The sequence below is a fragment of the Halopseudomonas salegens genome, from assembly GCF_900105655.1.
In the GTDB taxonomy this organism is placed as follows: Bacteria; Pseudomonadota; Gammaproteobacteria; order Pseudomonadales; family Pseudomonadaceae; genus Halopseudomonas; species Halopseudomonas salegens.
On the sequence record NZ_LT629787.1, the window covers coordinates 2,186,432 to 2,210,315 of the forward strand.

Sequence of the window (23,884 nt, forward strand, 5' to 3'; positions counted from 1 at the left end):
GCCTGTAGCACAATTGCACGCAGTTTTCTCCACGCGAGCAACCACTGGTCAGGCGCCGTGAATGGCCAGGACCTCAGCATTGGCGAAATGTTGGCTGGCCGCCTGGAGGCGCCAGCGAAAACCGGGCTTCAGCATCGCAGCATATTCAGGAAGCACTACAAACCGGATCCGGACAATACCCTGCTCACCTGGAGCGATCCCCGCCCCTTGGGCAACCATGATTTGCCCCATACACATCTCGGAATTACCCGGCCCGAGAAAATTATGATTTGGACGCAGGCCCGAGGTCACCGGGTTGGTCCAGCCCGATTCCTCGCCAGGCAGCATAGTGAGCAACGCTTCAACGTCAACTGTAACCCAGTGCACCTATCGCGGACTCCCGAGGCGTGTGCCAATGACCACGACCACAGACTCCGGTTCGCCAGTCAGCCCTTTTGAAGGTAGTTGCTTCATCTGCCTTGTTCCCCGACATAGAGTTGCGCCAACCCCGGCTCGACAGCGGCCGAAAAATCGTCTATCAGCGATTGCTCTGATCCAAACCCATAGATTTCGATTGAAAAAAACCATCGATTGTCATTATCCAGCTGATTGAACAGCACCTCATCCACAATCAGCCGAAAATACACCTTGGTTGGTGGCCCCTGATCCGCCTGCACAGCGATGCAAGTGAATCCTTTCTTGCGTTTTCTGATATTCAGAACATCGTCAAAGCACGGGTTGTAACTGACCGAAAATTGATTATCAACCAAAAAACGATGGACGATGCCAAAAGCCAGAACGTAATTCTTTTCCTCGGCCAAAAACTGCTTTTGGTATATCAGCTCAAGAGCCTCAGGCGGTTCGCCGTTCGGACCAATCTCCTGGTCGGCAGCCGGGTAAGGCTCGGAGCACCCGGCAGCCAGCAGAAAAGTAAAAACAATGATCGCTCGAACAATCAACACAACCTCCGTCTGTTGAATTACCGAAAACACAAACCACCTACATTTCCAAAGCCGTTCATGGTAAATGACGATCGCGCCAAGCCGGTGGCGGCACGAACTGATGAGCTGTAGAGAACTTCGCTTGACGACTCGCTCCAGATAATTTAATAACTGTCTACTTGTCTTGAAGTTCCTTTATGCCCTGGAGGAAATGGCCTATGCCTTCCCCTGTGAGCGCCATTCACACAGCACTTCAAGCTTTAACCGCAGGCCTGCTGCTCAGCTCGCCCCTTGTGTACGCCGCCGATTCCGTCGTAAGGATATTCGGAGTTGGCCAAGGCTATACTGTTCCGCCCGGCGAGCGTTTCAAAGTCCACTATCAGGTTATCCCTGATGCCGGTGGCGATCACTATTTTTATATCGACGAGGCCCTTGTCCTGGTCAGGAATGCCAACCTGATTGACCGTACCGCCTCCGGTACTTTCAACCTGACCTACCCTGCTGGCCTGGCAAAGGATCGCCTGCTGGAGCTGCGTATCTGTATCGGCGCAACGCCGGTTGCGCCCTGCGACCAAGTCAGTATTCGCGCCGGCCATGTTCTGACGCCCGAACAGGCCATTGAGATCAGTCCCAGTGGTGTCGCCGGCCACCTACCTCCGCTGACGTCCGTTGACATCGGCTACACCATCCTGAAACCAACGGCTTCCGACCAGCTTTTCTACATTGACGACGAGCTGCGCGAGCGGAGAACAGCCACCAGCCCGCAATCAGGATTCAAGACCATCAGGTATTCCGGTGGGCTCAAAGATGGCGAAGAGCGCTTGTTACGCTTCTGCGTCGATGAAGGCACAGCCAGTTCGGCCTGTGGTTTTGCCATGGTCACCGGCGGTCAACCTCCCGATGGCGTGGATGTGCCGGAACCATTCTCGGCAGCTGATCTGGCAGCCCACTACCAGCCCGTAACTGGGTGCAGCCCCGTATGCGGGTATTACTCGAATATCTACTATGGCGATCCTGACGTCAGTTGGGTGCCTGAACGTGGCGATGGCCAGCCGGACGGGTTACGCATGGATCTCTATTATTCGCACCCAGACGGACGTCTAAATCCAGAAGCCCCGCCGGCCACGCTCATCATTTATGGACATTCAGCCGGATCGAACAAGGAATCACTGCTCTCGCGCAATCAGTCACTACTCAGTCATCTGCTGGATATCGCTGACTCAGGCGCAGGTGTGGTCGTTGCATCAATAGATTTCAGGCACCCGCTAAAGCAGCTCGAGGACGACCTCACACCGACCTCAGTCGACGACTTCAGCCACGCCATACAGTTTGCTCGCCACCAGGCCGCAGCGCTCAATATCAACCCTGATGACATATTTCTGGTGGGCACGTCGCTGGGTGGCGGTGTAGCGGTCCACGCCGCCGTGCGTGACATCGCCAACCCATCGGACCCGTCTGAGGTCCGGCGAACGTCATCCAGTGTCCGTGGCGTCGTCACCCGCGATGCGCAGACTTCATTTTCGCCGCACTGGTTTCGCAGTCATTTCCTTGAAACGGCAGTTGCAGCAAGATATCAGACTGACCTGCTGGACGACGAACAACGCCTGATTTACGGCCACGCACCGGCTGGCGTCAACAGTGACTCACCGCTAATGGAGTTGCTTTATACCAGCCACTACATTGATCACAAGGTAACGCTACCCGAGTATCTTGGCAGAACAGTCGACCTGGTACATCTGCCGAACTACGGCCTGGTAATGGAAGCGCAATATCAGCTCTACGGCCTGGATGATCGTATCCGTGTGATGGAGCGCTACGCAGGTAACTTTGGACGCGATGCCGCGCGGTTTATTGCACAGCACCGTCTTGGTCGGTATTGACCTGTTCGTCAAACTGCGGCCAGGGCGGGTTGGCTAATTGCCAGCTCACCAATTCAGACAAAAGGCAAGCTCCCGCAAACGCCCTCGGCAGTTACCGCATGATAGGGTGAAACGCCCAATCATGCAGTTTCCCATCACCCACGAGGTGTAACCGGCCTGTCGTTGGGCAGGTATTCGCGGATATAGCGCCGAGCGTGATACACGGTAATGAGCTTTTCAATCGCTAGCAACCCACCGAAGAAAGTCGCCGCTTCCCAGCTGCCTTCTTGCCCGGCCAGACCGCCGGACATGGCATCGGCCACGAGCAATAGCAAGCCCGCCTCCACCATCAAATCGCCAATACCGAGGAACCAGTGACCCGTATAAAAGTACCCGCCACCGGGCAGCAGTAGCGACAGTCGAGTAGCCGTCCCCATATCCTTGAAAGTGAGCCGACACTTGTCGCATTGGTAATGATCTGGTTGTAGCGGAGCTGTACAGCGCGGGCACAGATGTACCCGCCCGCCCAGAGTGGATGAAGGACCTCTACGGCTGCCTGATTTAAAATCTTTGAAGTGCGCCTTCAGTTTTGCACGCTCATTTCGCAGAAAGAGGAACGTCTCCTTGCTGCCGTTGCGGTAGCGGATTTTCAGGTGGCGACTGCCCACCCGGATATCCTCGCAATCAGCATATTCAACCTGAGCGATACTATCGCGATAACCGAAGTTTGGCGTGGCCGGCAGATGCAGGATGCGTTGATCGGTGATGACCAGCAGTGCCCGGTTTATATAGAACACGATCCAGCCGCCGGTCAGTTGCTCAAGTAAAGACGTAGGCGAACAGCAAGTGGCGACGAGCAACACCCGTTCGTCCGTACGCAGAAACTGTGAAAGATCCGGAATCTTCGACAGCAATTTTCGCTGACGCTTTTCAATCCGCCGTTTATAGATCTGCTTGTGGTTGGAAAACATGAAATCCACGTCGAGGCATTCAGCCCACGATGGGTCCAGAGTAGTAGATTGGCTCATTGTTTCTCTTTATCGTAGATTGCCCGTGGTGCTCTACCAGGAGTGGTAACGGGCATAGCCTTGAACAGGGTGTAGGTCACGCGAAAGCTCCGGAATTGCCGACTGGAGTTGATGCCAACACATGGCGGCATGGCGGTCTCAAGGTCCAAGTGCAACACTCAGTTAATGGATTCAAGGTTATTTAAAAACAATGTCGGTTTTACGCAGAGAGCAGAACCTTCAAAGCGTTTTGAGCAAATGACCATGAATTTGATTCCACAACCGTAACCTAAGTTGATGCCAACATTATTATAGCCAACCCGATTAATTGTAAGAAAAACGGGTTTTTAGCTTCAGACCAATGAATAACCAGAAACACAAAGCTGATGGGTGAAAGAAAAAAGCACCCAAGCCCCCACCATATACTCTGTTGAAAGGCCGCAATCAAAAAACCCAACGCCCCAATGATCGCTATTCCAACCCCCAGATAGGTTAGCAACTCCATTTATCTGACCTCTTATCTCTATATTTTTATATTCACGGTGCCCCGCAATCTCTCACGGAAGACCTTCACTTAACACCCGGATGAACACGCGCAGGAAAGAGATACTTTCATCTGCATGACAGGATCGGCCAAATAAAGCATGCGGCTGGAACATCGACGCAAGAAGTGCACCCATCTTGCATTAGCGCCAACGATCCTGGCGTTATTACCCAGGTTGCATCAATTAAATTGCAGCGTTTTGCATAATCAGTACCGCAGGCCCGCCATGACAGAACTGGGTAACAACCTGAACGGGAGTGCCCTGGCGTAATCGCTTAGCCTCTGAAATAAAGTCACGGTTGTTGTCTGGCTGGCTGATTCCCTGTCGGTAAAGTGCGGCAGCCAGCCCGCTGATTGCCATCCCGTACTGCATTCGGTCCAATGCCATTCTGAATTGAACAATAGCAGCCTCTGCATCATCCTTTGTGCAGAGCAAGAATGCACCGTAGTTGCCGTAAAGCCAGGCAGAGTCCGGATCGTTGGCTATCTGCCGATGGTAGGTTTCCTCCACCTTCTCGAACTGTCCACTACCTTTATAATAATCCAGGAGTCCCCCAAAGGCTGATGACATGGCTTTCGAGCTTTCCGTACCACTGTCAATGACACTCTGGTAAAGCAGCAAGGCGTCGCCATGCTTGCCTTGAGCAATCAGTACGTTGGCCGTGTTCAAGGCCAACCATGGACTCTCAGTGCCAATTTTCCTTGCCTTGTCCAATGCATCAAGGGCGTCAGTCAGGCGATCCTGCAAATAATATATATTGCCCGCCGACACATAAGCATCCGCGTATCCAGGATCCAGTCGAAGGGCTTCATCGACCGAGCGTTCGGCAGCAGCCACCCCTTCTGGCTCGTACCGTCCTCCACTGATATAACTGCTCATGATGTAGTAGCGCGCATAGGCGCGATGGGCAGGGGCAAACTCAGGGTCAGCGCGAAGCACCCCATCCAGTTTGACTTTGGCTGCATCGAGAGCACGGGGATCGCCCCGCCAACCATCAAGCAGCGCAACAGCTTTATCATAGGCAGCCTGCTGGGCCGGAGTGCTGGTCATATGCCGCGTTGCGCCTGCATGGGCGCTGAAGCTAAAACCAGAATACACAACAAGGACAAGCAGTATTTTTGTAAGCAGATTCATAAACATCCTATGTAAGATAAGAGCACATCCAGCTTGGAGACCACCCTGTCCATCATTTGCTGGAGACTACTGCCTTTTAGATACGCTACCGCCCTACCCTGAATACGCGAGCATGCCGGTGGTGACTGGGATCAAATGTTGGGGTAACGCAGGAAGGGTGTCAGTGCATCCATTCGGGGGCGAACTGGCATCCTGCCATGGTTTGAGAACATAACTCACTTGGGCCTCGCTGACCAGTTTTGACTGCTATTCCTGCTGAATGCTGACCCGTATTACCGCTCAGAGTGTTCAGGTTGAATCCGTTGCATCGTCTTTATCCGGTATTGCTTCCACGACCAATGCAAGCCGGTCATGTTCGAAATCCATGTGTGCCGGCTCCAGACTGGGCAATGACTTGCTGGCCTTGGCCGACAGCTGGCTGAAGCGGTCAACCTTGCCATACAGGCCCTGTTTGCCGGCCAGGGCGGTGACTGTGTTGTTGTAATGATTGCTGACGGTTGCCAGGGTGACACCCAGCTTGCTCAGGCGCTCGGCTACCAGGCCGACCTGGTTGTAGATTTCACCGGCTTTCTCACTGATTTCACGGGCTTCGGTGTTACTGCGTTCGATCATCCACAGGTTTGAAACCGTACGCAGAATAGGGATCAGGGTCGTGTGTGATACCAGCACAATACCTTTGTTGTAACCATATTCGAACAGGTCTCGATTGTTCTTCAGCGCTTCGATATAGGCTGGCTCAATCGGCATGAACATCAACACAAAGCTTGGGCTGCGCATGCCAACCAGGTTGGTGTAATCCTTGGCGGCGAGCTCGTCGATATGTCGGCGCACCGCTTTGATGTGCTCGTCCATGGCCAGCTTGCCAAGCTCCGGTGTTTCAGCGCTGACGGCGCGCTCATAGGCCAGTAGCGATACCTTGCTGTCGATGATGATGTGTTTGCCATCGGGCAGTTTGATCAGGTAGTCGGTTTGCCTGTTTTTGCCGTCTTTGGTCTTGAATGACGATTGCGTTTCGAAATGCGCGTCTTCCATCAGGCCGCTCATTTCAAGGGTGCGGCGCAGCTGCGCCTCGCCCCAGGCCCCGCGTTGCTGGGAGTCACCCTTGAGCGCGGAGGTAAGGTTATTCGCCTCTTTGCTCATTTGCAGGCCGATATCCAGCACCTTGCGGATCTCGGCACCCAGACTGCTATTGCCACGCAAGGCAGCGTCATGGACTTCATTGATGCGCTGCTGAAAGCCGGTAATCTGTTCGCGGAAGGGTTTGAGCAGATGGTCAATGCTGGCCTGGCTGGTATGGGTGAAGGTTTTGCCTTTTTCTTCAAAGATTCTGTTGGCCAGATTCTCGAACTCTTGCGTCATGGATTGCCGCGTTTCAGCCAACAATGCCAACTGTTCCTTGAAGTGTTCTTCACGCCGTTCCAAAGTGGTTTTCAGTTGCGCATGCTGCTCGCGCAGGGCCTGGTAGTCACTGTCCAGTTGGCTGTTGGCAGTCAAACGTTCACGCAATTCGCTTGCCCGCTCTTCTTCGGCAAACAGCCTGGCCTGCAAGGTCTCCACCTGTTTTTCCGTTTCGTGGCGCTGCTCATGTGCCCTTGTCAGCTCACTGCGCAGGGTTTCGCGTTCCGCTTTCAGCTGTTCCAGCTCTGACCGCAACCGGCTGGCATGGTCTTCAGCGGCGCGCAATTGCTCCTGCAAGCGGCTTTCTGCCAGCTCTTGCTGATGCAACCGGGACTCGGTCTGACGACGCTCGGCCTGTTCGGCCAGACATTCGGCTTGCTGCTGTTCAGCCCTGATGCGCAGCTGTTCAAGCTCAAAGCCCTGGCGGGCAATCCGTCGGCCATAGACATAAGCTGCCAACAGGTAGCCGGCTGATAACGCTGTCAGTATTGCCACGCTCAGCAGACTGATGGTTTCGACGGTCCATGTACTTGCTGGCATATGAAGCTCCTGGCGTGAAATAAGCGGCTGCAACGGGCAGATCATCATTGTACCCAATCTGAACAAAACCATTGCCTCCGGCAGGCAAGAGTGAAATGACCGATGTAGGGGTTCTGGTCATTTATTGCTAAACTGCAGCAGATTTCCAATCCGACCCCTGAAGGAGCACCCATGAGCGACCTGGTCAGCTACGATTTTTCCGCCGGCATTGCCCACCTGAAGCTGAACAATGGCAAAGTGAATGCCATTTCTCCTGCCGTTATTGAAGCCTTCAACAAGGCGCTGGATCAAGCCGAAGCTGATCGTGCCGTTGTGGTTGTTTCAGGCCAGCCCGGCATGCTGTCTGGTGGGTACGACCTCAAGGTAATGACTTCCGGTCCTGAGGCGGCCATTGCTTTGGTCGCTGCCGGTTCTACCCTGGCCCGCCGCATGCTTTCTCATCCTTACCCGATCATTGTTGCCTGTACTGGCCATGCGGTCGCCAAGGGGGCCTTTATTCTGCTGTCGGCCGATTACCGTGTGGGCGTGGAAGGCCCGTTCAAGATTGGCCTGAACGAAGTTGCTATTGGCATGACCATGCATCATGTCGGCATCGAACTGGCGCGTGCCCGCCTGACCCCTTCAGCATTCAATCGCTCGGTAATCAATGCGGAAATGTTCTCTCCCGAGCAAGCGGTCGCAGCCGGGTTTCTTGACCAGGTAGTGGCAGCCGATGCTCTTGAGCAGACCGCCATGCAAATGGCTGAGCAATTGACACAACTGAACATGCAGGCGCACAAGGCAACCAAACTGAAAACCCGCAAGGCCTTGCTGGAGCGACTGGATCAAGCCATTGCGCAGGACAAGCAGCACGCACTCTGAAAAACAGCGCGATATTGCCGACTGCACGTTGCTGAGCTGTCGGCATTAACTGAGCGCAACGTAACGGCTGATCAGTGCGCGCAAGGCAGCCGGCTTGACGGGCTTGGGCAGAAAATCCAGCCCGGCCAGGCGAATCTCGGTAATCAGTTCGCTGCGACCGTCGGCACTGATAACCACACCGGGAATGTCGCCCAATTGCTCGCGCAGCCAGTGCATCACGGCCATGCCGGTGTCACCGGCGTCCAGGTGGTAATCAACCAGCACCAGTTGCGGAATGAAGCCGGACGCCAGCACGGCAGTGATTTCTTCACGGTTCCGTGCGATTGCCACCTGGCACTGCCAGCGGCTGAGCAAGCTGTGCATGCCGGTGAGAATATTCGGCTCGTTGTCGATGCACAGCACCTGGGCGCCACTGACTTCGGCAGCGTTCAGCTCCGATGTTGCGCTCGGGCGCACTGCACTGCTGCGAGCCAGAGGCAAGCTGACACTGAACACGCTGCCTTGCCCGGGCCACGAACGCACTTGCAGCTCATGTCCCAGTACCCGGCACAAACCATCGGCAATTGCCAATCCCAACCCGAGGCCCTTTTCTGCCTGGGTGCGGTGACTGTCCAGACGCTGGAATTCTTCAAAGATGATCTGCAGTTTGTCGCGTGGAATACCCGGCCCCTGATCCCAGACTTCAAGTCGTACCCGCTCGCCCTGACGCCGCACGCCAAGCAAGACTCTGGAGCGTCCGGCGTAGCGGAAAGCATTGGTCAGGAAATTCTGCAGAATGCGCCGCAACAAGCGTGGGTCTGAACGCACACGCAAACGGCTGCCGCACACGCGTAAATCTATTCCCTGCCCACTGGCCAGCGCACCAAACTCGACGCGCAGCGGCTCGAACAGATCATCCAGCACCAGGTCCGACCACTCTGGCGTAATGCGCCCGGCCTCAAGCCGGGAAATATCCAGCAGGTCGGAAATCAGATCCTCTGCCGAACGCAAGGACGTATCCAGATGCTGCACCAGCTCCAGTGCTTCTCCCGGCAGGTTCTGTTGGTGCGCCAGTGAAGCCGAGAACAGGCGCGCGGCATTCAGCGGCTGCATCAGGTCATGGCTGACCGCGGTCAGAAAGCGACTTTTTGACTGGCTGGCTCTTTCGGTCTGTGCCTGCGCCAGCAAAAGAGCCTGGTTCAATTCGGAGAGTTCGCGGGTGCGCTCATCGACCCTTTGCTCCAGCCCTTCATTGGCTTCCTTGAGGGCCTGTTCGGCATCACGGAAAGCGGTAATATCAGTGAAGCTCATGACAAAACCGCCACCCGGCATCGGGTTACCGATAATCTCGATCACCTGGCCACTGGGGAATTGTCGTTCCGAGCGGTGAGCGGTGCCCTGTTGCATCCAGTTGATGCGTTTGTCGACATGCTCCTGCGGATCACCCGGGCCGCACAGGCCACGCTGAGCGTTGCACAGAATCAGATCGGCAATTGGCCGGCCGATAATGATCAGGCCGTCGGGATAGTCGAACATTTCCAGATAGCGGTTATTCCAGGCGACCAGACGCAGCTCCTTGTCGACCACGCTGATGCCCTGGGTAATGTTCTCGATCGCCCCCTGCAGCAGGCCACGGTTGAACTGCAGCACTTCCGAGGCTTCATCAACAATGCGCACAACATCGTCAAACTGCATGTCGCGGCCTTCAATCGCGGCCTTGACCATCACCCGTGCCGATGACGCCCCCAGTACACCGGCCATCAGGCGCTCACTGTGGGTAATCCAACCACTATTGGCGATCTGCTGGGGTTGCCACTCCTGTGCCTGCAACTCGGCATAACGCTGAAAGCTGTACAACGCGCGCTCTTCACCGACAAAGCGCCCGGCCAGGGTCAGCAAATCCTCCACGGTCACTCTCAACAAGGCACGACTCGGGCCGTCATCCCAGGTGCTGGCATCCTGACTGACAAAGCGACTGGCCTGCCAATGTTCCAGCACCCGGGTACGGCTGAACATCGAGACCAGCACAAACACCAGCAGATTGCCCAGCAGGGCCAGCAAGCTGCCCAGCGTCAGGCTGTCGAGGGGCAAGCCCAGGGCATTCTCATGCAGCGCGGACAGACCCGGCAAGACCAGTACGTTCCAGCTGAAAGCAGCGGCCAGCAACGGCAACACCAACAGATACGCCCACAGACTGACCCCTACAGCCAGGCCAGCAAACACGCCGCTACGGTTGGCCTGCTTCCAGAACAGGGCACCCAGCATGGCCGGGGCCAACTGGGCAATGGCGCCGAAGGCCACCTGACCGATACTGGCCAGACTGCCCGCCGAACCGATCAGACGATAGACCAGATAGGCCAGCAAGAGGATCACCAGAATACTGGTGCGGCGGATGTTCAACAGCCAGTCGCGGAACGCTTCGAAGGACTGCTCGCGGCCTTGCTGCTTGCGCAGCATCAACGGCAGAATCACATCATTGGAAACCATGGTACTCAACGCGATGGCCGCGACGATAACCATACCAGTAGCCGCCGAGGCGCCGCCGAGAAAGGCCAGCATGGCCAGCCAGGGGCGTTGCTCCAACAAGGGAACACTGATGACATAGGCATCGGCCGACATTCCGCCGCCGCTAGCCATTTGCCCGGCCAGGCTGATCGGCACAACAAAAAGTGCGGCCAACACCAGGTACAGCGGAAAGACCCAGCGCGCAGTGCGCAAGTCACCCGGGTGGCTGTTTTCTACCACTGCGGTCTGGAATTGTCGCGGCAGACACAGAAACGCGAGAATGGCGATAAAGGTCTGAAACAGCAGACTGGTGATCATGGTATCGCGCTGCCAATAATCGGTCAGCACCGGGCTTTCCAGCGCTCGCTGGTAAAGATCACCGAAACCGCCAAACATGCCCCAGACCACGAAAGCACCCACGGCCATAAAGGCCAGCAGTTTGACGATGGACTCAAAGGCAATCGCCAGCATCATGCCCTTGTGGTGCTCGGTAGCGTCCAGGCTGCGGGTTCCGAACAGAATGGTAAACAGCGCCAGCACCAGGGTAACCACCAGTGCCGTGTCCTGTGCACCCAGGTTGTCCGATTCAGCACTGTAGAGGGCTGCCGGGTTACTCAGCAGGTTGTAACCCAGCACTATGCCTTTGAGCTGCAGGGCGATATAGGGCAGCACACTGACCAGGCAGAGCAAGGTAACCGCAACGGCCAGGGCCTGGGATTTGCCGTAACGCGCAGCGATAAAATCAGCAATGGAGGTGATGTTTTCATGCTTGCTGATGGCGATCATGCGCGCATACAGCTTCCAGCCGAACAGGAACAACAGAATCGGTCCCAGATAGATCGGCAGGAAGCCCCAGAGCTGCTCGCTGGCCATACCGACTGCGCCGAAAAAGGTCCAACTGGTACACCAGACCGCCAGTGACAGGCTGTACACCCAGACGCGCAGACGCGGTGCAAAGCCACCCGGCTGCCTGTCACCCCAGAAGGCGATGGCAAACAGCAGTGCTATGTACAACAGGAAAACAGCGGCGACCAGAGTACCAGGCAGCATGGCAACATCATCAATACGTGAAGGTTGAATTCAGTCTGGCAGGCAGACCCGGATTTGCCCAGCCGACCTTGGTCGCAGAGCCTGCAATCAGGCCTTCTGGGTCAACTCCATCTGTTGCAACAGCAAGGCCGCCTGGGTCCGTGTGCGCACCCCGAGTTTACGGAAAATGGCGGTCACATGGGCTTTTACCGTCGCTTCGGATACGCTCAGCTCCCAGGCAATCTGCTTGTTCAGCAGGCCATCGCAGACCATGGTCAACACACGAAATTGCTGCGGGGTCAGGCTGGCCAACTGGGCGCTGACATTCTTTTCCTGATCACTCACCGGGCCTGCGGATTCGCCGCTGGAAGGCCAGCTGACGCCGCCTTCCAGAACCTCTTGCACCGCTTGCTGGATGGCTTCCAGGCTGGAAGATTTGGGAATGAATCCGCTGGCACCAAAGTCCCGTGCGCGTCTGATCACCGGCTCTTCCTCCTGCGCCGAGATCACGACCACCGGAATCTGCGGATACTGACCCCGCAGTAAAACCAGACCGGAAAATCCGTAGGCGCCGGGCATGTTCAAGTCCAGCAATACCAGATCCCAGTCACTGCGTTGATCAAGGTTATTCTGCAATTCGGCAATGCTGCCGGCTTCGGTCAGGTTGATCTCAGCATTCAGGCCGTGGCTCAGGGCCTGGCGCAAAGCACTGCGGAACAGCGGATGATCGTCTGCGATCAGGATGTCATAGCTGGGCGCCATGGAATGGTCTCGGTCGTTTTATTGGGATTGTTATTTCACGCGACAAAGCCTGCCACCAAGGTCAGGCTGCGTCAATTCGATACATTCGCATGCTCGGCGCAGGCTAAGCGCAACGCAGACGATCAGCAACCCGCTGAAAATCGGTGTGCATCTGTGACAGCAACGCCCTGACAGTCGCTTCATCTGCCGAATCTGCGGCAACTTCTACCTGCAGGCAGAGCTCTTGCAACGCCAGTGCGCCCATATTGCCACAACTGCCTTTGAAGCTGTGCGCACTGTAGCGCAAAGCGCGCCAGTCACTATCCTGCAAATGGCTTTGCAGCTGCCGCAGACGCAATTCAGCATCCCGAGTAAAGGTATCCACCAATAGCGGATAATCATCCTGCATCAACTCCCGCAGTGCGGCCAACACATCATCATCCAGATCCGGCAGGGCATCACTCATAGACATCCTTCAGTTAGTCCTCACGGGGCGTGCCAGGCAAGACGCACTTGCACCCCGCGCCCATCAGGCAGCACCTGCATTTCATCCGTCAGCGCTGCTACCAATGTCAATCCGCGTCCAGCATAACGGAAACTGTCGGCTATGACAGTTCCGGTCTTCGCCGTCACAAAACCCTGGCCGCTGTCCTGCACCTCTATCAACAAACGCCCCCCACTGGGCTCCTGAGTATGATCCAGCATGACGCGAATCCAGCCCTCCTCCAGCTGCTGCAAACGCTGACTGCGCTGCAGGTAATAGCGGTTAAAGCCCTCAGCCGTGGACTTGAGTGATGAATCCAGCGCCAGCAAACCATGCTCGAGGGCATTACTGAAGAGCTCGGACAGAACGGTTGCCAGTGTGCCCGCATGGTCACGCAAGCCGGGTACGCGCAACAGTTCATCCAGCAACCAGGGCAATGGATTCTGGGTGCGAATGGCCTGGGCACGAAATACATGCTCCAGTCGCCAATCGTGCATTTCTCGCTGACTGCGAAAACGCATGGCTGGTGATCGAGGCAAAACATCAGTTGGCATACTGACCTGCAGCAGACTCAGATCATCATCCTTGCGACCATGGAAATCCTTGATCGCTGACAGCAAATGGTCAAACAGTTGTTCCGGCTGCCCGCTTCCTGCCGCCAGCACTTTCGCCACACCCTGATCACCAAACTGCTGGCCCTGCGCATTTCGGGTTTCGATAATGCCGTCAGTCCAGCATAACAAGCGTTGACCGGCTGACATTGGCAGGGTCAGGGTGCTGACGTCAAAGCGGTCATTGGGCACCACGCCCAGCGGCAAATGGGTCGAAGGCAACCAATGCTGCACGCTGCCATCCACATCCAGCAATACGGCATCCGGCAAGCCGCCATTCCAGACTTCCAGCTTGTGTTTGAGCGGGTTGATCTCGGCCAGCAAGGCGCAACAGAACACTCCGACCGGCAGGATACGCTCCAGCTTGTCATTCAGCTCCGCAAGAATATCCTGCAAGGCAAAGCCCCGCGCACTCATGGCGTAAAAGACCTCCGCCAGTGGCATCGCGCCGATGGCGGCCGACAGACCATGGCCAGTAAAATCGGCCAGCAACACGTGCATGCCCCCCGCCGGGCATTGGGCTGCCAGGAGTACATCGCCATTGAACATGGCGTAGGCGGATTGCAGGTAACGTACGTTGGGCGCATCCAGCGCCCCGGCATGCGCCACACGGTCAAAAATCCGCTTGGCCAGCTCCTGGTCATGCACCATGCGTTCGTGTTGTCGACTGATCAGGTCACGCTGTTGCTGCAGGGTGTGATGCATTTCCTGCATACGCTGGAAGGCTTGAATCTTGGCCTGCAGAATCACCGGGTTATAGGGCTTGGTCAGGAAGTCGTCGCCGCCGGCTTCCAGGCAGCGCACCAGCGCATGGGTTTCGGTCAGGCTGGTAAGAAAAATGATCGGTACCAGGTCTTCACCGGCCGCCTCTCGAATCAACTGGGCAGCTGCAAACCCGTCCATCACCGGCATCATGGCGTCAAGCAGGATGAGCTGTGGACGCTCACGAAGGAACTGCTCAACGGCATCGGCGCCATTCTCGGCCGCCAATACCTCATGCCCCTGGCGCGAGACCAAACGCGACAGAATCAGTCGATCCGCCGGGTTGTCATCCGCCACCAGAATACGCAAGCCGGCTGGCGGCTCAGCCCCGGATGGCACTGCCGCAGCCATAGGATGCCTACTCGATAGTGAACAGTTGTTCGAAGTTGGAAATGCTCAAGACCTTGCGCACCTCCGGGCTCGCATGCTGGATGCGAATATCCGCCACATCACCGCCGGCGTGGTCGCGCAACAGCAACAACATGCCCAGTGCCGAGCTGTCGATATAGTCGGTATCCTGCAGATCAATGCAATAGCGCCTCGGGGACAAACCTGCCCGCTCATACGCTTCGCGAAATACCTGATGGGATGAAAAATCGAAGCGTCCACTTACCTTGATGGTTAGCAACTGGCCACTTTCCGTTAGGTCAGCCTGAATCGGCATGCGCTGCTCCTCAACACCCTCGCCTGAATAATGTTCAGCATAGCAGCATTTCAGTCAGCTGCCGCTCAAGTCCGGTCTTTTTCCGCCAATGCTCAACTTTCGCGTCGGCTGACACTGTGTGCCCGTTGGGATAACTCATCGAGCATTTTCTGTTCCTGCTTATCCGCCCTGACGCGCGCCTCTTCGCGGTAGCGCTCAATCAGCTTGCGCAACGCCTCAACGCGCTGGTAACGCTGTTGCCAATTGGCTCGGGCCTTGTCAACGCTTTGCTCATGCCACTGCAAGGTTTGCTCCTGCTGGGCGACAGCACTCTGCATCTGGCCGAGAAACTGTTGGTAGTTAAGCAGCCACTGCCGATTCACCCCTTGGGCGCCACGCTCGGCCCAGCCACGCTGATACTCGTCGGCATAGTAGTTGAGATCTCGCAGGCGGGCATTGGCATCTTCCAGTTGTTGCTGACACTTACCCAACATGCCGGCTGCCTTGCGCTCTTCTTCCAGCGCCATATCAAGCACCGGTTGGAGTCGGCGGATACGGCTTTCACTCATGGCTGATGATCTGTTGCAGTTGCTGCTGGCTATCTTCCAGGGACACGTTTTCAGTCAACCCCTGACGCAAAAAGCCCTGCATTGCCGGCATTTTGGCAATGGCCTTGTCGGTCAAGGGGTCGGAACCGGCAGAATAGGCACCGACACTGATCAGGTCGCGGCTTTGCTGGTAACGCGCGTAGGTCTGTTTGAACAGTTGCGCTTTTTGCAGGTGATCCTCGGATACAATCTGCGGCATGGCACGGCTGATCGAGGCTTCAATATCAATTGCCGGGTAATGGCCTTCTTCAGCCAGCCGGCGCGACAGCACCACATGACCGTCAAGAATTGCCCGTGAGGCATCAGCAATCGGATCCTGCTGGTCATCACCCTCGGACAGCACCGTGTAAAACGCGGTAATCGAGCCGCCACCCTCTTCCGCATTGCCCGCACGCTCAACCAGCTGCGGTAGTTTGGCAAACACGGATGGTGGGTAACCCTTGGTGGCGGGCGGCTCGCCAATGGCCAGGGCAATTTCCCGCTGGGCCTGGGCAAAGCGGGTCAGTGAGTCCATCAACAGCAGCACATTCTTGCCCTGATCCCGAAAGTATTCGGCAATTCGCGTGCAATACATGGCCGCACGCAGACGCATCAAGGGCGCGTCATCGGCCGGCGAGGCAACCACCACCGAGCGAGCCATGCCTTCCTTGCCAAGGATTTGCTCAATGAACTCCTTGACCTCACGACCACGTTCACCCACCAGGCCAACAATGGTGATATCCGCTTCGGTAAAACGGGTCATCATGCCCAGCAACATACTTTTGCCCACGCCACTACCGGCAAACAGCCCCAGTCGCTGGCCACGGCCGACAGTCAACAAGCTATTGATCGAGCGAATGCCGACATCCAGTGGCTGTTCGATCGGGTGCCGTTTCAACGGGTTGATCACCGGCCCGTTCAGGTCGACCATATCCGCAGCCATGATCGGACCGGCGCCATCCAGAGGGCGCCCGATACCATCCACCACGCGTCCGAGCATACTGACGCCCATCGGCAGGCGCCCGCTACCGGAGCTGGGTACAACGCGCGCGCCCGGCTGCAAACCCTGCACACTTTCGACTGGCATCAGGTAGGTCTTGTTGCCGGCGAAGCCCATGACTTCAGCTTCAATTTCACTGATACCTTGCAAGGATTCACTGATCACCCGGCAACGGCTACCCACCGAAGCCTTGCAGCCTTCGGCTTCCAGCGTCAAACCAACCATACGGATCAAACGACCTTCTACCACCGGGGCAGAGGCCAGTTGCACCACATCACGATAGGCACTCAGGCGGCGGGCGAAACTGGCGCGCTCGAACTTACTCATGGCTATCGCTATGACCGGGGCTTTCCGGCAAGGGGCTCAGTGCATCCATATCCGGTGCAACGGGATGCGCACGCTGTTCCTGATGCTGGTCTTGCAGCTGGGTCAGCGCCTGTTCCAGCCGGGTTTCCAGGCTGGCATCAATTTGGCTGTGTTCGGTTTCCACCCGGCAACCACCCGGCAGCAACTGGTCGTCTTCGAGCAGCCGCCAGTTTTCTTCATGCCGCTCACGGAGCGCCTTGACGGCTTCAAAGTCGGCGGGATTAAGGTAAATGCGAATATTATCCGCCCCCATCGGCAAGCTTTTCAGCGCGCCGCGCAACACATGCAGAATCTGGCTCGAGTCGGTTTCCAGTTCACGCTGGATCACGCTGCGCACGGTCTGCTGAACCAGCATGAGCAGCATTTCTTCAATTTGCGCGTCCTGATTTTGCATGGGTTGCATCAGGTTGCTCATCAGGTTTTCCAGCTCGACCAGCCGGCCATCCAGCTTGTCACGGGCTTCCTGCTGCCCTTTGAGCTGGCCGGAATGGAAGCCGTCTTTTTCGCCGGTAGCGAAACCCTCGTTGTAGGCCTCTTCCCGGATCTGTTCGAGTTCTTCGACGGTGAACGGCTGCGGGGCTTCGACCTCTTCCAGCTCTGCCTCGGCTGGGTCTTCATCAGCTTGAGCCGCCTCTTCCTGCTCGCGATCCAGCGCCACATAATGCGGTGCCTCGTCAAAACTGGGCAGGCTCCAGCGGCTGAAGGCCGAAGGGTGCTGGCCGCGAATCAGGTCGCTGTCATCCTTACCGGCCATTTACAGCATCTCCTCGCTGCCCTTGCCACCGAGCACGATTTCACCGGCATCCGCCATGCGGCGGGCAATGGTCAGCACTTCTTTCTGCGCTTGTTCGACTTCGCTGATGCGCACCGGTCCCTTGGCTTCCAGGTCATCCTGCAGCAACTCAGACGCACGTTTCGACATGTTGCGGAAAATCTTGTCCTTGACTGCCTCGTCGGCGCCTTTGAGGGCAATGATCAACACTTCCGAAGACACTTCACGCAGTAGCGCCTGAATCCCTCGATCGTCAATATCGGCCAGATTGTCAAACACAAACATCAGGTCTTCGATCTTGCCTGACAGATCTTCGTCGATCTCACGGATCTGCTCGATCAATTGCGCTTCGGTGCTGCTTTCGAGGTAATTCATGATGTCGGCTGTGCGCTTGATGCCGCCCATGGCCGCACGCGTGGTGTTCGAGTTGCCAGCAAATTGTTTCTCTAGAATCTCGTTCAGTTCTTTCAGTGCCGAGGGCTGTACGGTATTCAGGGCCGACACGCGCAAGAGCACATCGAGACGCACCTTGGGATCGAAATAACTGACCACCTCGGCCGCCATGTCCGGATCCAGATAGGCCACCACAATGGCCTGGATTTGTGGATGCTCGTAACGGATCACATCAGCAACGGCTCGAGGCTCCATCCATTTCAGGCTGTCAAGGCCCGAGGTGCTGCCACCCAGGAGGATACGATCCACCAGACTATTGGCTTTGTCCTCGCCCAGAGCCTGCGTCAGCATGGTGCGGATGTAACCGTCAGCGCCTGCCCCCAGGCCGGTCTGCTCACCGACCTGCTCCACAAACTCGCTCATCACGCCCTGTACCTGCTCGCGCTGCACGGTGCGCATACCCGCCATCGCGCTGCCCACTCGCTGCACTTCCTTCGGCCCCATGTGCTTGAGGATCGCAGCGGCGTCGGATTCACCCAGACTGAGCAAAAAAATGGCTGCCTTGTCCAGCTTCGACATCTTTTGCGTGACTTTCTTTGTGTCTTCACTCATCGGCGTTGACCCAATCCTTGACGACCTGAGCGACCCGGCCAGGGTCTTCTGCGACCAGCCCCTTGATCGCATTCAGGTGTTGTTCATAACCGGCGGTTGGCGGTGGCAACATGACCGGACCAGACGCCGGACCGGACAGGCTGACCTGGTCTTCACTCAGATCATCAAAACCATCGCTGCCCATACTGCCGCCACCCGGCAGTGCCATCGGGTACTCACCACCCTGACTGCGCGAGCCGCTGGTCAGGTTTTTCAATACCGGGCGCAGCACACCAAATACCAGGACCAATACAAAGAGTATACCCAGAATCTGCTTGGCGACATCCCAGAACCAGGGCTGCGACCAGAAAGGAATTTCCGCAATCGGCTCCACCTCGCCTTCCGGCACGAAGGGGGCATTGATCACGCTGACACTGTCACCCCGGGTGGCGTCAAAGCCGACAGCATCCTGTACCAGGCGGGTAAAACGCGTAATCTCGGCTTCGGTCAGCGGCGTGCTGATCACTTCCCCGGTATCCGGATCGACCTGCACCGGATCATCCACCACCACGGCGACAGACAAGCGACGCAAGCGACCCTGAGACTGACGGGTATAACTGATCTGTCGATCCAGTTCATAGTTACGTGTAGCCTGTTCGCGGCTATTGCTCGGCGGTGGCGGCAGAACCGGCTCACCGGTATCCGGATCGATGACCTGTTCGGGCACCTGAGCGGCTCCCGGAGGCTGATTGGCCAAGGCTCCCGGGATACCCTGGGCCTGGGCACCCCCTGTACGCTCCTCGGACATGACCTGCTCACTGCGCAGGGCGGACTCGGGACTGAACATCTCCGAGGTGGACTCAACCGAACTGAAATCGACATCCGCAGACACTTCAGCCTTGTAACGGCCATTGCCGAGCACCGGCTGCAGGATATTGTGCACCCGGCGTGTGTAGGTATCTTCCAGTCGACGGGTGTAATCGAATTGACGCCCAGCCATGGTCAACTCGCTCAGTTCGGCCTGGTCTGACAGCAAATTGCCAGCCTGGTCGACCACCGTCACTTCATCCTTGCTCAGTTCAGGCACGCTGGTCGCGACCAGATTGACGATGGCCATCACCTGACTCGGCTCCGGACGGCGGTTACCGAAGGTTTCCAGCAAGACCGAAGCACTGGGACGGCGATCATCGCGCACAAAAACCGTCGAACGCGGCATGGCGATATGAACCCGCGCACCGCGTATGTTGCTCATGCTTGAGATGGTCCGCGCCAGCTCGCCTTCCAGCCCTCGGCGGTAGCGGGTAGTTTCCATGAACTGGCTGCTGCCAAAGCCCTGATCACGATCCAGAATCTCGAAACCCAGGTTGCGGTCGGTCGGGGTAATGCCGGCCTGCGCCATGGTCATGCGCGCAGCGGACATATCTTCACTGCGGACCAGAAGAGCACCACTGTTGGGTTCTACCCGGTAGCGAATCCGGCTCTGCTGCAACAGCTCAACCACCTGCCCGGCATCATAGGTTTCCATATTGTTGTACAACGGGCGCCATTCCGGCTCCTGCGACCAGAGCACCACGGCAAACCCGATCGCCACACTGGCAGCCAACCCGATCAGCAAGCCGAATTGCTTGAGCATCGGCAAACTGGCCAGATTGTCCAGAAAGGTCAGCCCCATCAATGGCTTGCGACCAGGGCTGGCATCGGCCTCCGGGCGGGTCGCTGGGGTGTTGGCAGTGGCTGGGCTTTCCATGGGTCAATCCTCAAACTCGGCTGGCGAGGGATACTACGCGGGTCAGAGTATGAATCAAATCTGCATGCGCATGATTTCTTCGTACGCACTGACCATACGGTTGCGAACTTGTACTGTTGCCTGCATGGCAACCGATGATTTTTGTGATGCAATCATGACATCGGTCAGGTCAACACCGGCCTCGCCCATTTCATAACTGGTACGCAAATCACCGGTAGTTTTTTGTAATTCATTGACCTTGTCCAGCGCTCCACGCATTACCTCGGAGAATTCACTGCCTTTGTCCGGACCCTGCTCGAGCGCTGCAGGAGCCTGCGGCTTGCCGGTGGCTTCCATCTGCATGGCGCGCATTTGCATCATCAGACGATTGAATTCAACACCCTGGCTAATCTGGGTCATGCTTGCCTCCCAGTCGCAAAAAATTGACGGCGACTATTGCTTTGAGAGTAGTGCAGCAAGAAGAGTGCCAAGTTGAGTCAGGGATGGAATAAGGGGGGAGTGAGCAGGCAGCCCCCTCTCCCCAACCCCTCTCCCGCCAGGGGAGAGGAGCTTTGCTGGGTTGTCGTGAGACAGGAGGGCTGAGGGAGAGAGAATCATCAAACGACCAACAAGCTATACCGCCACATCAAACCCCGCTTCACGCATCTGCGCCAGCTTGTAGCGCAAGGTCCGCGGGCTGATGCCCAGGCGTTCGGCGGCGTCTTTGCGACTACCGCCTTCGGCGCGCAGCACATCAACAATGATCTGGTACTCGGTTTTTTTCACCCCGCGCTCCAGATCACCCTGACCGCTTGCTGCAGGTGGCTTGGCCTCGGCAGCCGTCGAATAATTGGCACTGGCGGGAGCCGCCGTCATTGCTTGTCCCGGCTGCAGGTCAAGACACAGGTCCTGGGCATGAATCACCCCGCCCTGCTGTAGAATCATCGCACGCTGCACGGCATTATCCAGCTCGCGCACATTGCCGGGCCAGGCATGACTGCGCAGGGCCTCGACGGCATCAGCGGCAAAGCGCACGCGTGGTTGCTGGAGTTTACGCGCATGCTTGCCCAGCAGACGTTCGGCAATCGGCACAATGTCGCCCGGTCGGGCGCGTAGTGGCTGCCACTGCAAAGGAAACACACTCAAGCGGTAGTACAGATCCTCACGGAAAGTACCGGCCTGCACCGCTGCCAGCAAATCGCGATTGGTGGTAGCCAGAATGCGGATATCCAGATTGATCAACTTGCGCCCGCCGACACGTTCCACCTCACGCTCCTGAAGCACACGCAACAACTTGGCCTGCAGGGCCAGCGGCATCTCAGAGATTTCGTCCAGCAGCATGGTGCCCCCATTGGCCTGCTCGAACTTGCCCGGCTGGGCGGCAATTGCGCCGGTAAAGGCGCCCTTTTCATGGCCGAACAGGGTTGCTTCCAGCATATTCTCAGGAATCGCCGCACAGTTGATGGCAATAAACGGCTGCTCTGCGCGCGGAGATGCCTGATGAATATAGCGGGCCAGCACTTCCTTGCCGGTACCGGACTCGCCGGAAATCAATACGGTAGAATCACTCGCCGCAACCCGTGCAGCCAGTTGCAACAGTTGCTGGCTGGATGGCTCTTCTGCCACTGGCCCGTCGGTGTCTGCTTGCAGGCGACCGCAGCCATGCTGGGCCACCAGCGTCAGCAACGCATCCGGTTCAAAGGGCTTGACCAGATAATCCACCGCTCCGGCGCGCATGGCGTCAACGGCCCGCTGCACCGTGCCGTAAGCCGTCATCAACAGTACCGGCAACTGCGGATACTCGGCACGCAATACCTGCAGCAGCGCGTGCCCATCCATACCCGGCATGTTGACATCACTGACCACCATGGAGACCGGATGTTGCCTGAGCAGGTGCAAAGCCGCCTCACCCTGTTCGGCCGCCAGCACCGGGTACCCGGCCAGACTCAATGTATCAGCCAGTGCTTCGCGCAGGCTGGCATCATCTTCCACCAAGAGAACGGACGGTTGTGCGCCGGTCTGTGGTTCAATCATTTTAGCGGCGTGCATTCAACTTGCCTCCCGTTGTTGCCCGGTGTGTTGCAGTGGCAACAACAATTCCACACAGGTACCACGACCCGGCTTGCTGCGCAGGAAGAAACTGCCCCCGTGGGCGCGGGTAACGGATTTGACCACCGCCAGACCCAGACCGGTCCCATTGGCTCGATGGCTTTGAAAAGGCTCACCCAATCCCTGCAGCTGTTCATTGCTCAGCCCGGGGCCGGTATCCACTACGGTAAGGCTCAACTGACCTTCCAGCTCACGCAGAGCGACCTTCAGGTGTGCACCCGGGCCAACGGCTTGCATGGCATTGTCCAGCAGGTTCTGAATCGCCCCGAGCAGTGTGGCCTGATTACAGCGCAGCACCGATCCGGCTGGACACAAGTCCACCCAGCGACAGCTGGCTGAGGCCTGATCCAGCACGGGTTCAGCCTGCTGCTGCAAGGCCGCCAGCAAGTCAGCTGGAGTCAGCTGATCCGGGAGAGGCAAATCCCCGCGGGCGAACAACAGCATGTCCCGCACCTGGTGCTCAATACTCTGCAAGCGGCCTTTCAGGCGATCGGCAAAACGTTGACGATGGGCTATAGCCAGACCCGGATCAGTCAGATGGCTCGCGTAAAGCAACGCCGTCGACAGCGGCGTGCGAATCTGATGTGCCAGTGAGGCCACCATACGACCAAGGGCAGAGAGCCTTTCATGCCGCGCCAACTCTGCCTGCAGTTCACGGGTTTCGGTCAGATCGGTGAGCAGGATCAGTTGCCCCGGCTCACCACGCAGGGAACGTGTGGCGAGAGAAACCCGGCGTCCACTGCGCAGGGAAACTTCATGGTAGTCATCATCGCGAGGGGCAAAGCGCTCATTGATAATATCGCGCCACAACTGCCCTTCCAGAGGTTCGCCGAGTAATTCACAGGCTGCCGGATTGGCTTCATGCACGCGGCCCTGGCCATCCAGCACCACGACACCACCTGGCAACAGATCAAGCAAATTCTGCAGGCGTGCCGCCAGTCGACCATTCTCGGCTGCTTCTTCGGCACGTTGCGCGTGCGCTTCGGCCAATTGTGCGCGCAGGGTGCCCAATTGCCGTTCGAGCAAGGCCTCGGAAGCTCCCAGACGCTCGGTAACCCGGCCCAGCAATGCCTGGGCACGTTCCAGCTCGAGCTGCTCGGCTGGCAGATCATCAGCGGGTAAATGGGGCTGTTGGGACAAACGGCGCTGCTTGGCGGCCATGTCAAACCTCTGATCAAAATAAATGGCTTTACGGTGATAAAGCAAGGCTTGTGCCACCCATTCTGATTTCTTTTAAATCAATGACTTGAAAGATTAAAAACATGACTGCGTCAGAAAACAGACGGCAACCGACCGGCTGCCGCGTCATTTTTTACCCGCCA

20 protein-coding genes are annotated in these 23,884 nt (G+C 57.2%); 2 read left to right on the top strand and 18 right to left on the bottom strand.

Translation table 11 applies throughout. The features are described from left to right. Positions 1-48: 48 nt before the first annotated feature. Positions 49-366, bottom strand: coding sequence for a hypothetical protein (locus BLU07_RS09920; protein ID WP_092386496.1), 318 nt, complete (start codon positions 364-366; stop codon positions 49-51). Between the two features lie 83 nt (positions 367-449). Next, positions 450-941 (bottom strand): hypothetical protein, encoded by a 492-nt coding sequence (locus tag BLU07_RS09925; protein ID WP_157719171.1) that lies wholly within the window; start codon positions 939-941, stop codon positions 450-452. Between the two features lie 197 nt (positions 942-1,138). On the opposite strand from BLU07_RS09925, the gene BLU07_RS09930 reads away from it, so the two are divergent. Continuing rightward, on the top strand, positions 1,139-2,800 hold the full coding sequence (locus BLU07_RS09930) for an alpha/beta hydrolase (RefSeq protein WP_157719172.1): 1,662 nt from the start codon (positions 1,139-1,141) through the stop codon (positions 2,798-2,800). A 134-nt stretch (positions 2,801-2,934) separates the two neighbouring features. Here BLU07_RS09930 and BLU07_RS09935 read toward each other — a convergent pair whose 3' ends face one another. From BLU07_RS09935 to rmuC, 3 genes are all read right to left on the bottom strand, one after another. After that, entirely contained in the window at positions 2,935-3,807 is an 873-nt protein-coding gene (locus BLU07_RS09935; protein ID WP_157719173.1) for a hypothetical protein, read from the bottom strand. 707 nt (positions 3,808-4,514) lie between these two features. Beyond that, complete coding sequence (locus BLU07_RS09945; RefSeq protein ID WP_157719174.1) at positions 4,515-5,465, bottom strand: tetratricopeptide repeat protein; 951 nt, start codon at positions 5,463-5,465, stop codon at positions 4,515-4,517. Positions 5,466-5,753: 288 nt separating this feature from the next. Continuing rightward, complete coding sequence (gene rmuC, locus BLU07_RS09950) at positions 5,754-7,403, bottom strand: DNA recombination protein RmuC (protein ID WP_092386508.1); 1,650 nt, start codon at positions 7,401-7,403, stop codon at positions 5,754-5,756. Between the two features lie 171 nt (positions 7,404-7,574). Here rmuC and BLU07_RS09955 point away from each other — a divergent pair, with 171 nt between their 5' ends. After that, entirely contained in the window at positions 7,575-8,264 is a 690-nt protein-coding gene (locus BLU07_RS09955) for a crotonase/enoyl-CoA hydratase family protein (RefSeq protein WP_092386510.1), read from the top strand. 45 nt (positions 8,265-8,309) lie between these two features. Here BLU07_RS09955 and BLU07_RS09960 read toward each other — a convergent pair whose 3' ends face one another. The 13 genes from BLU07_RS09960 to BLU07_RS10020 all read right to left on the bottom strand — a co-directional run bounded on the left by BLU07_RS09960 (position 8,310) and on the right by BLU07_RS10020 (position 23,723). Further along, complete coding sequence (locus BLU07_RS09960) at positions 8,310-11,798, bottom strand: hybrid sensor histidine kinase/response regulator (RefSeq protein WP_092386512.1); 3,489 nt, start codon at positions 11,796-11,798, stop codon at positions 8,310-8,312. A gap of 87 nt (positions 11,799-11,885) precedes the next feature. Continuing rightward, positions 11,886-12,539: a response regulator transcription factor gene (locus tag BLU07_RS09965; protein ID WP_092386514.1), complete on the bottom strand. Its 654-nt coding sequence runs from the start codon at positions 12,537-12,539 to the stop codon at positions 11,886-11,888. Positions 12,540-12,642: 103 nt separating this feature from the next. Beyond that, positions 12,643-12,984 carry an Hpt domain-containing protein gene (locus tag BLU07_RS09970; protein WP_092386516.1) on the bottom strand — a complete coding sequence of 114 codons (342 nt, stop codon included), beginning with the start codon at positions 12,982-12,984 and terminating at the stop codon, positions 12,643-12,645. A gap of 20 nt (positions 12,985-13,004) precedes the next feature. Beyond that, positions 13,005-14,726: an ATP-binding SpoIIE family protein phosphatase gene (locus tag BLU07_RS09975; RefSeq protein ID WP_092386519.1), complete on the bottom strand. Its 1,722-nt coding sequence runs from the start codon at positions 14,724-14,726 to the stop codon at positions 13,005-13,007. 7 nt (positions 14,727-14,733) lie between these two features. Continuing rightward, entirely contained in the window at positions 14,734-15,039 is a 306-nt protein-coding gene (locus BLU07_RS09980) for an STAS domain-containing protein (protein ID WP_092386521.1), read from the bottom strand. 92 nt (positions 15,040-15,131) lie between these two features. Next, positions 15,132-15,587: a flagellar export protein FliJ gene (gene fliJ / locus BLU07_RS09985; RefSeq protein WP_092386523.1), complete on the bottom strand. Its 456-nt coding sequence runs from the start codon at positions 15,585-15,587 to the stop codon at positions 15,132-15,134. Beyond that, on the bottom strand, positions 15,580-16,932 hold the full coding sequence (gene fliI, locus BLU07_RS09990) for a flagellar protein export ATPase FliI (protein ID WP_092386525.1): 1,353 nt from the start codon (positions 16,930-16,932) through the stop codon (positions 15,580-15,582). Before fliI ends, fliJ begins: the two co-directional genes overlap by 8 nt. Continuing rightward, a complete protein-coding gene (fliH, locus tag BLU07_RS09995; protein ID WP_092386527.1) occupies positions 16,925-17,725 on the bottom strand; it encodes a flagellar assembly protein FliH in 801 nt (266 codons plus the stop codon). Before fliH ends, fliI begins: the two co-directional genes overlap by 8 nt. After that, positions 17,726-18,748, bottom strand: coding sequence for a flagellar motor switch protein FliG (gene fliG, locus BLU07_RS10000; RefSeq protein WP_092386529.1), 1,023 nt, complete (start codon positions 18,746-18,748; stop codon positions 17,726-17,728). Beyond that, positions 18,741-20,474 (bottom strand): flagellar basal-body MS-ring/collar protein FliF, encoded by a 1,734-nt coding sequence (gene fliF / locus BLU07_RS10005; protein WP_092386531.1) that lies wholly within the window; start codon positions 20,472-20,474, stop codon positions 18,741-18,743. The genes fliG and fliF overlap by 8 nt, the downstream gene beginning before the upstream one ends. A gap of 54 nt (positions 20,475-20,528) precedes the next feature. Further along, positions 20,529-20,864 carry a flagellar hook-basal body complex protein FliE gene (gene fliE / locus BLU07_RS10010; RefSeq protein ID WP_092389758.1) on the bottom strand — a complete coding sequence of 112 codons (336 nt, stop codon included), beginning with the start codon at positions 20,862-20,864 and terminating at the stop codon, positions 20,529-20,531. Positions 20,865-21,086: 222 nt separating this feature from the next. After that, the gene (locus BLU07_RS10015) at positions 21,087-22,502 is read right to left on the bottom strand and encodes a sigma-54-dependent transcriptional regulator (protein WP_269434154.1); all 1,416 of its coding nucleotides are present in this window, start codon (positions 22,500-22,502) and stop codon (positions 21,087-21,089) included. After that, positions 22,503-23,723, bottom strand: coding sequence for a sensor histidine kinase (locus BLU07_RS10020; RefSeq protein ID WP_092389762.1), 1,221 nt, complete (start codon positions 23,721-23,723; stop codon positions 22,503-22,505). Positions 23,724-23,884: the final 161 nt, after the last annotated feature.

Coding starts and splice junctions, on each gene's coding strand:
- BLU07_RS09955 (WP_092386510.1), top strand. CDS start 7,575: ATGAGCGACCTGGTCAGCTACGATTTTTCCGCCGGCATTGCCCACCTG.
- BLU07_RS09930 (WP_157719172.1), top strand. CDS start 1,139: ATGCCTTCCCCTGTGAGCGCCATTCACACAGCACTTCAAGCTTTAACC.
- BLU07_RS10020 (WP_092389762.1), bottom strand. CDS start 23,723: ATGGCCGCCAAGCAGCGCCGTTTGTCCCAACAGCCCCATTTACCCGCT.
- BLU07_RS10015 (WP_269434154.1), bottom strand. CDS start 22,502: ATGCACGCCGCTAAAATGATTGAACCACAGACCGGCGCACAACCGTCC.
- BLU07_RS09980 (WP_092386521.1), bottom strand. CDS start 15,039: ATGCCGATTCAGGCTGACCTAACGGAAAGTGGCCAGTTGCTAACCATC.
- BLU07_RS09935 (WP_157719173.1), bottom strand. CDS start 3,807: ATGAGCCAATCTACTACTCTGGACCCATCGTGGGCTGAATGCCTCGAC.
- BLU07_RS09970 (WP_092386516.1), bottom strand. CDS start 12,984: ATGAGTGATGCCCTGCCGGATCTGGATGATGATGTGTTGGCCGCACTG.
- fliJ (WP_092386523.1), bottom strand. CDS start 15,587: ATGAGTGAAAGCCGTATCCGCCGACTCCAACCGGTGCTTGATATGGCG.
- fliI (WP_092386525.1), bottom strand. CDS start 16,932: ATGAGTAAGTTCGAGCGCGCCAGTTTCGCCCGCCGCCTGAGTGCCTAT.
- fliG (WP_092386529.1), bottom strand. CDS start 18,748: ATGAGTGAAGACACAAAGAAAGTCACGCAAAAGATGTCGAAGCTGGAC.
- BLU07_RS09965 (WP_092386514.1), bottom strand. CDS start 12,539: ATGGCGCCCAGCTATGACATCCTGATCGCAGACGATCATCCGCTGTTC.
- fliF (WP_092386531.1), bottom strand. CDS start 20,474: ATGGAAAGCCCAGCCACTGCCAACACCCCAGCGACCCGCCCGGAGGCC.
- BLU07_RS09975 (WP_092386519.1), bottom strand. CDS start 14,726: ATGGCTGCGGCAGTGCCATCCGGGGCTGAGCCGCCAGCCGGCTTGCGT.
- BLU07_RS09945 (WP_157719174.1), bottom strand. CDS start 5,465: ATGAATCTGCTTACAAAAATACTGCTTGTCCTTGTTGTGTATTCTGGT.
- fliH (WP_092386527.1), bottom strand. CDS start 17,725: ATGGCCGGTAAGGATGACAGCGACCTGATTCGCGGCCAGCACCCTTCG.
- rmuC (WP_092386508.1), bottom strand. CDS start 7,403: ATGCCAGCAAGTACATGGACCGTCGAAACCATCAGTCTGCTGAGCGTG.
- BLU07_RS09960 (WP_092386512.1), bottom strand. CDS start 11,798: ATGCTGCCTGGTACTCTGGTCGCCGCTGTTTTCCTGTTGTACATAGCA.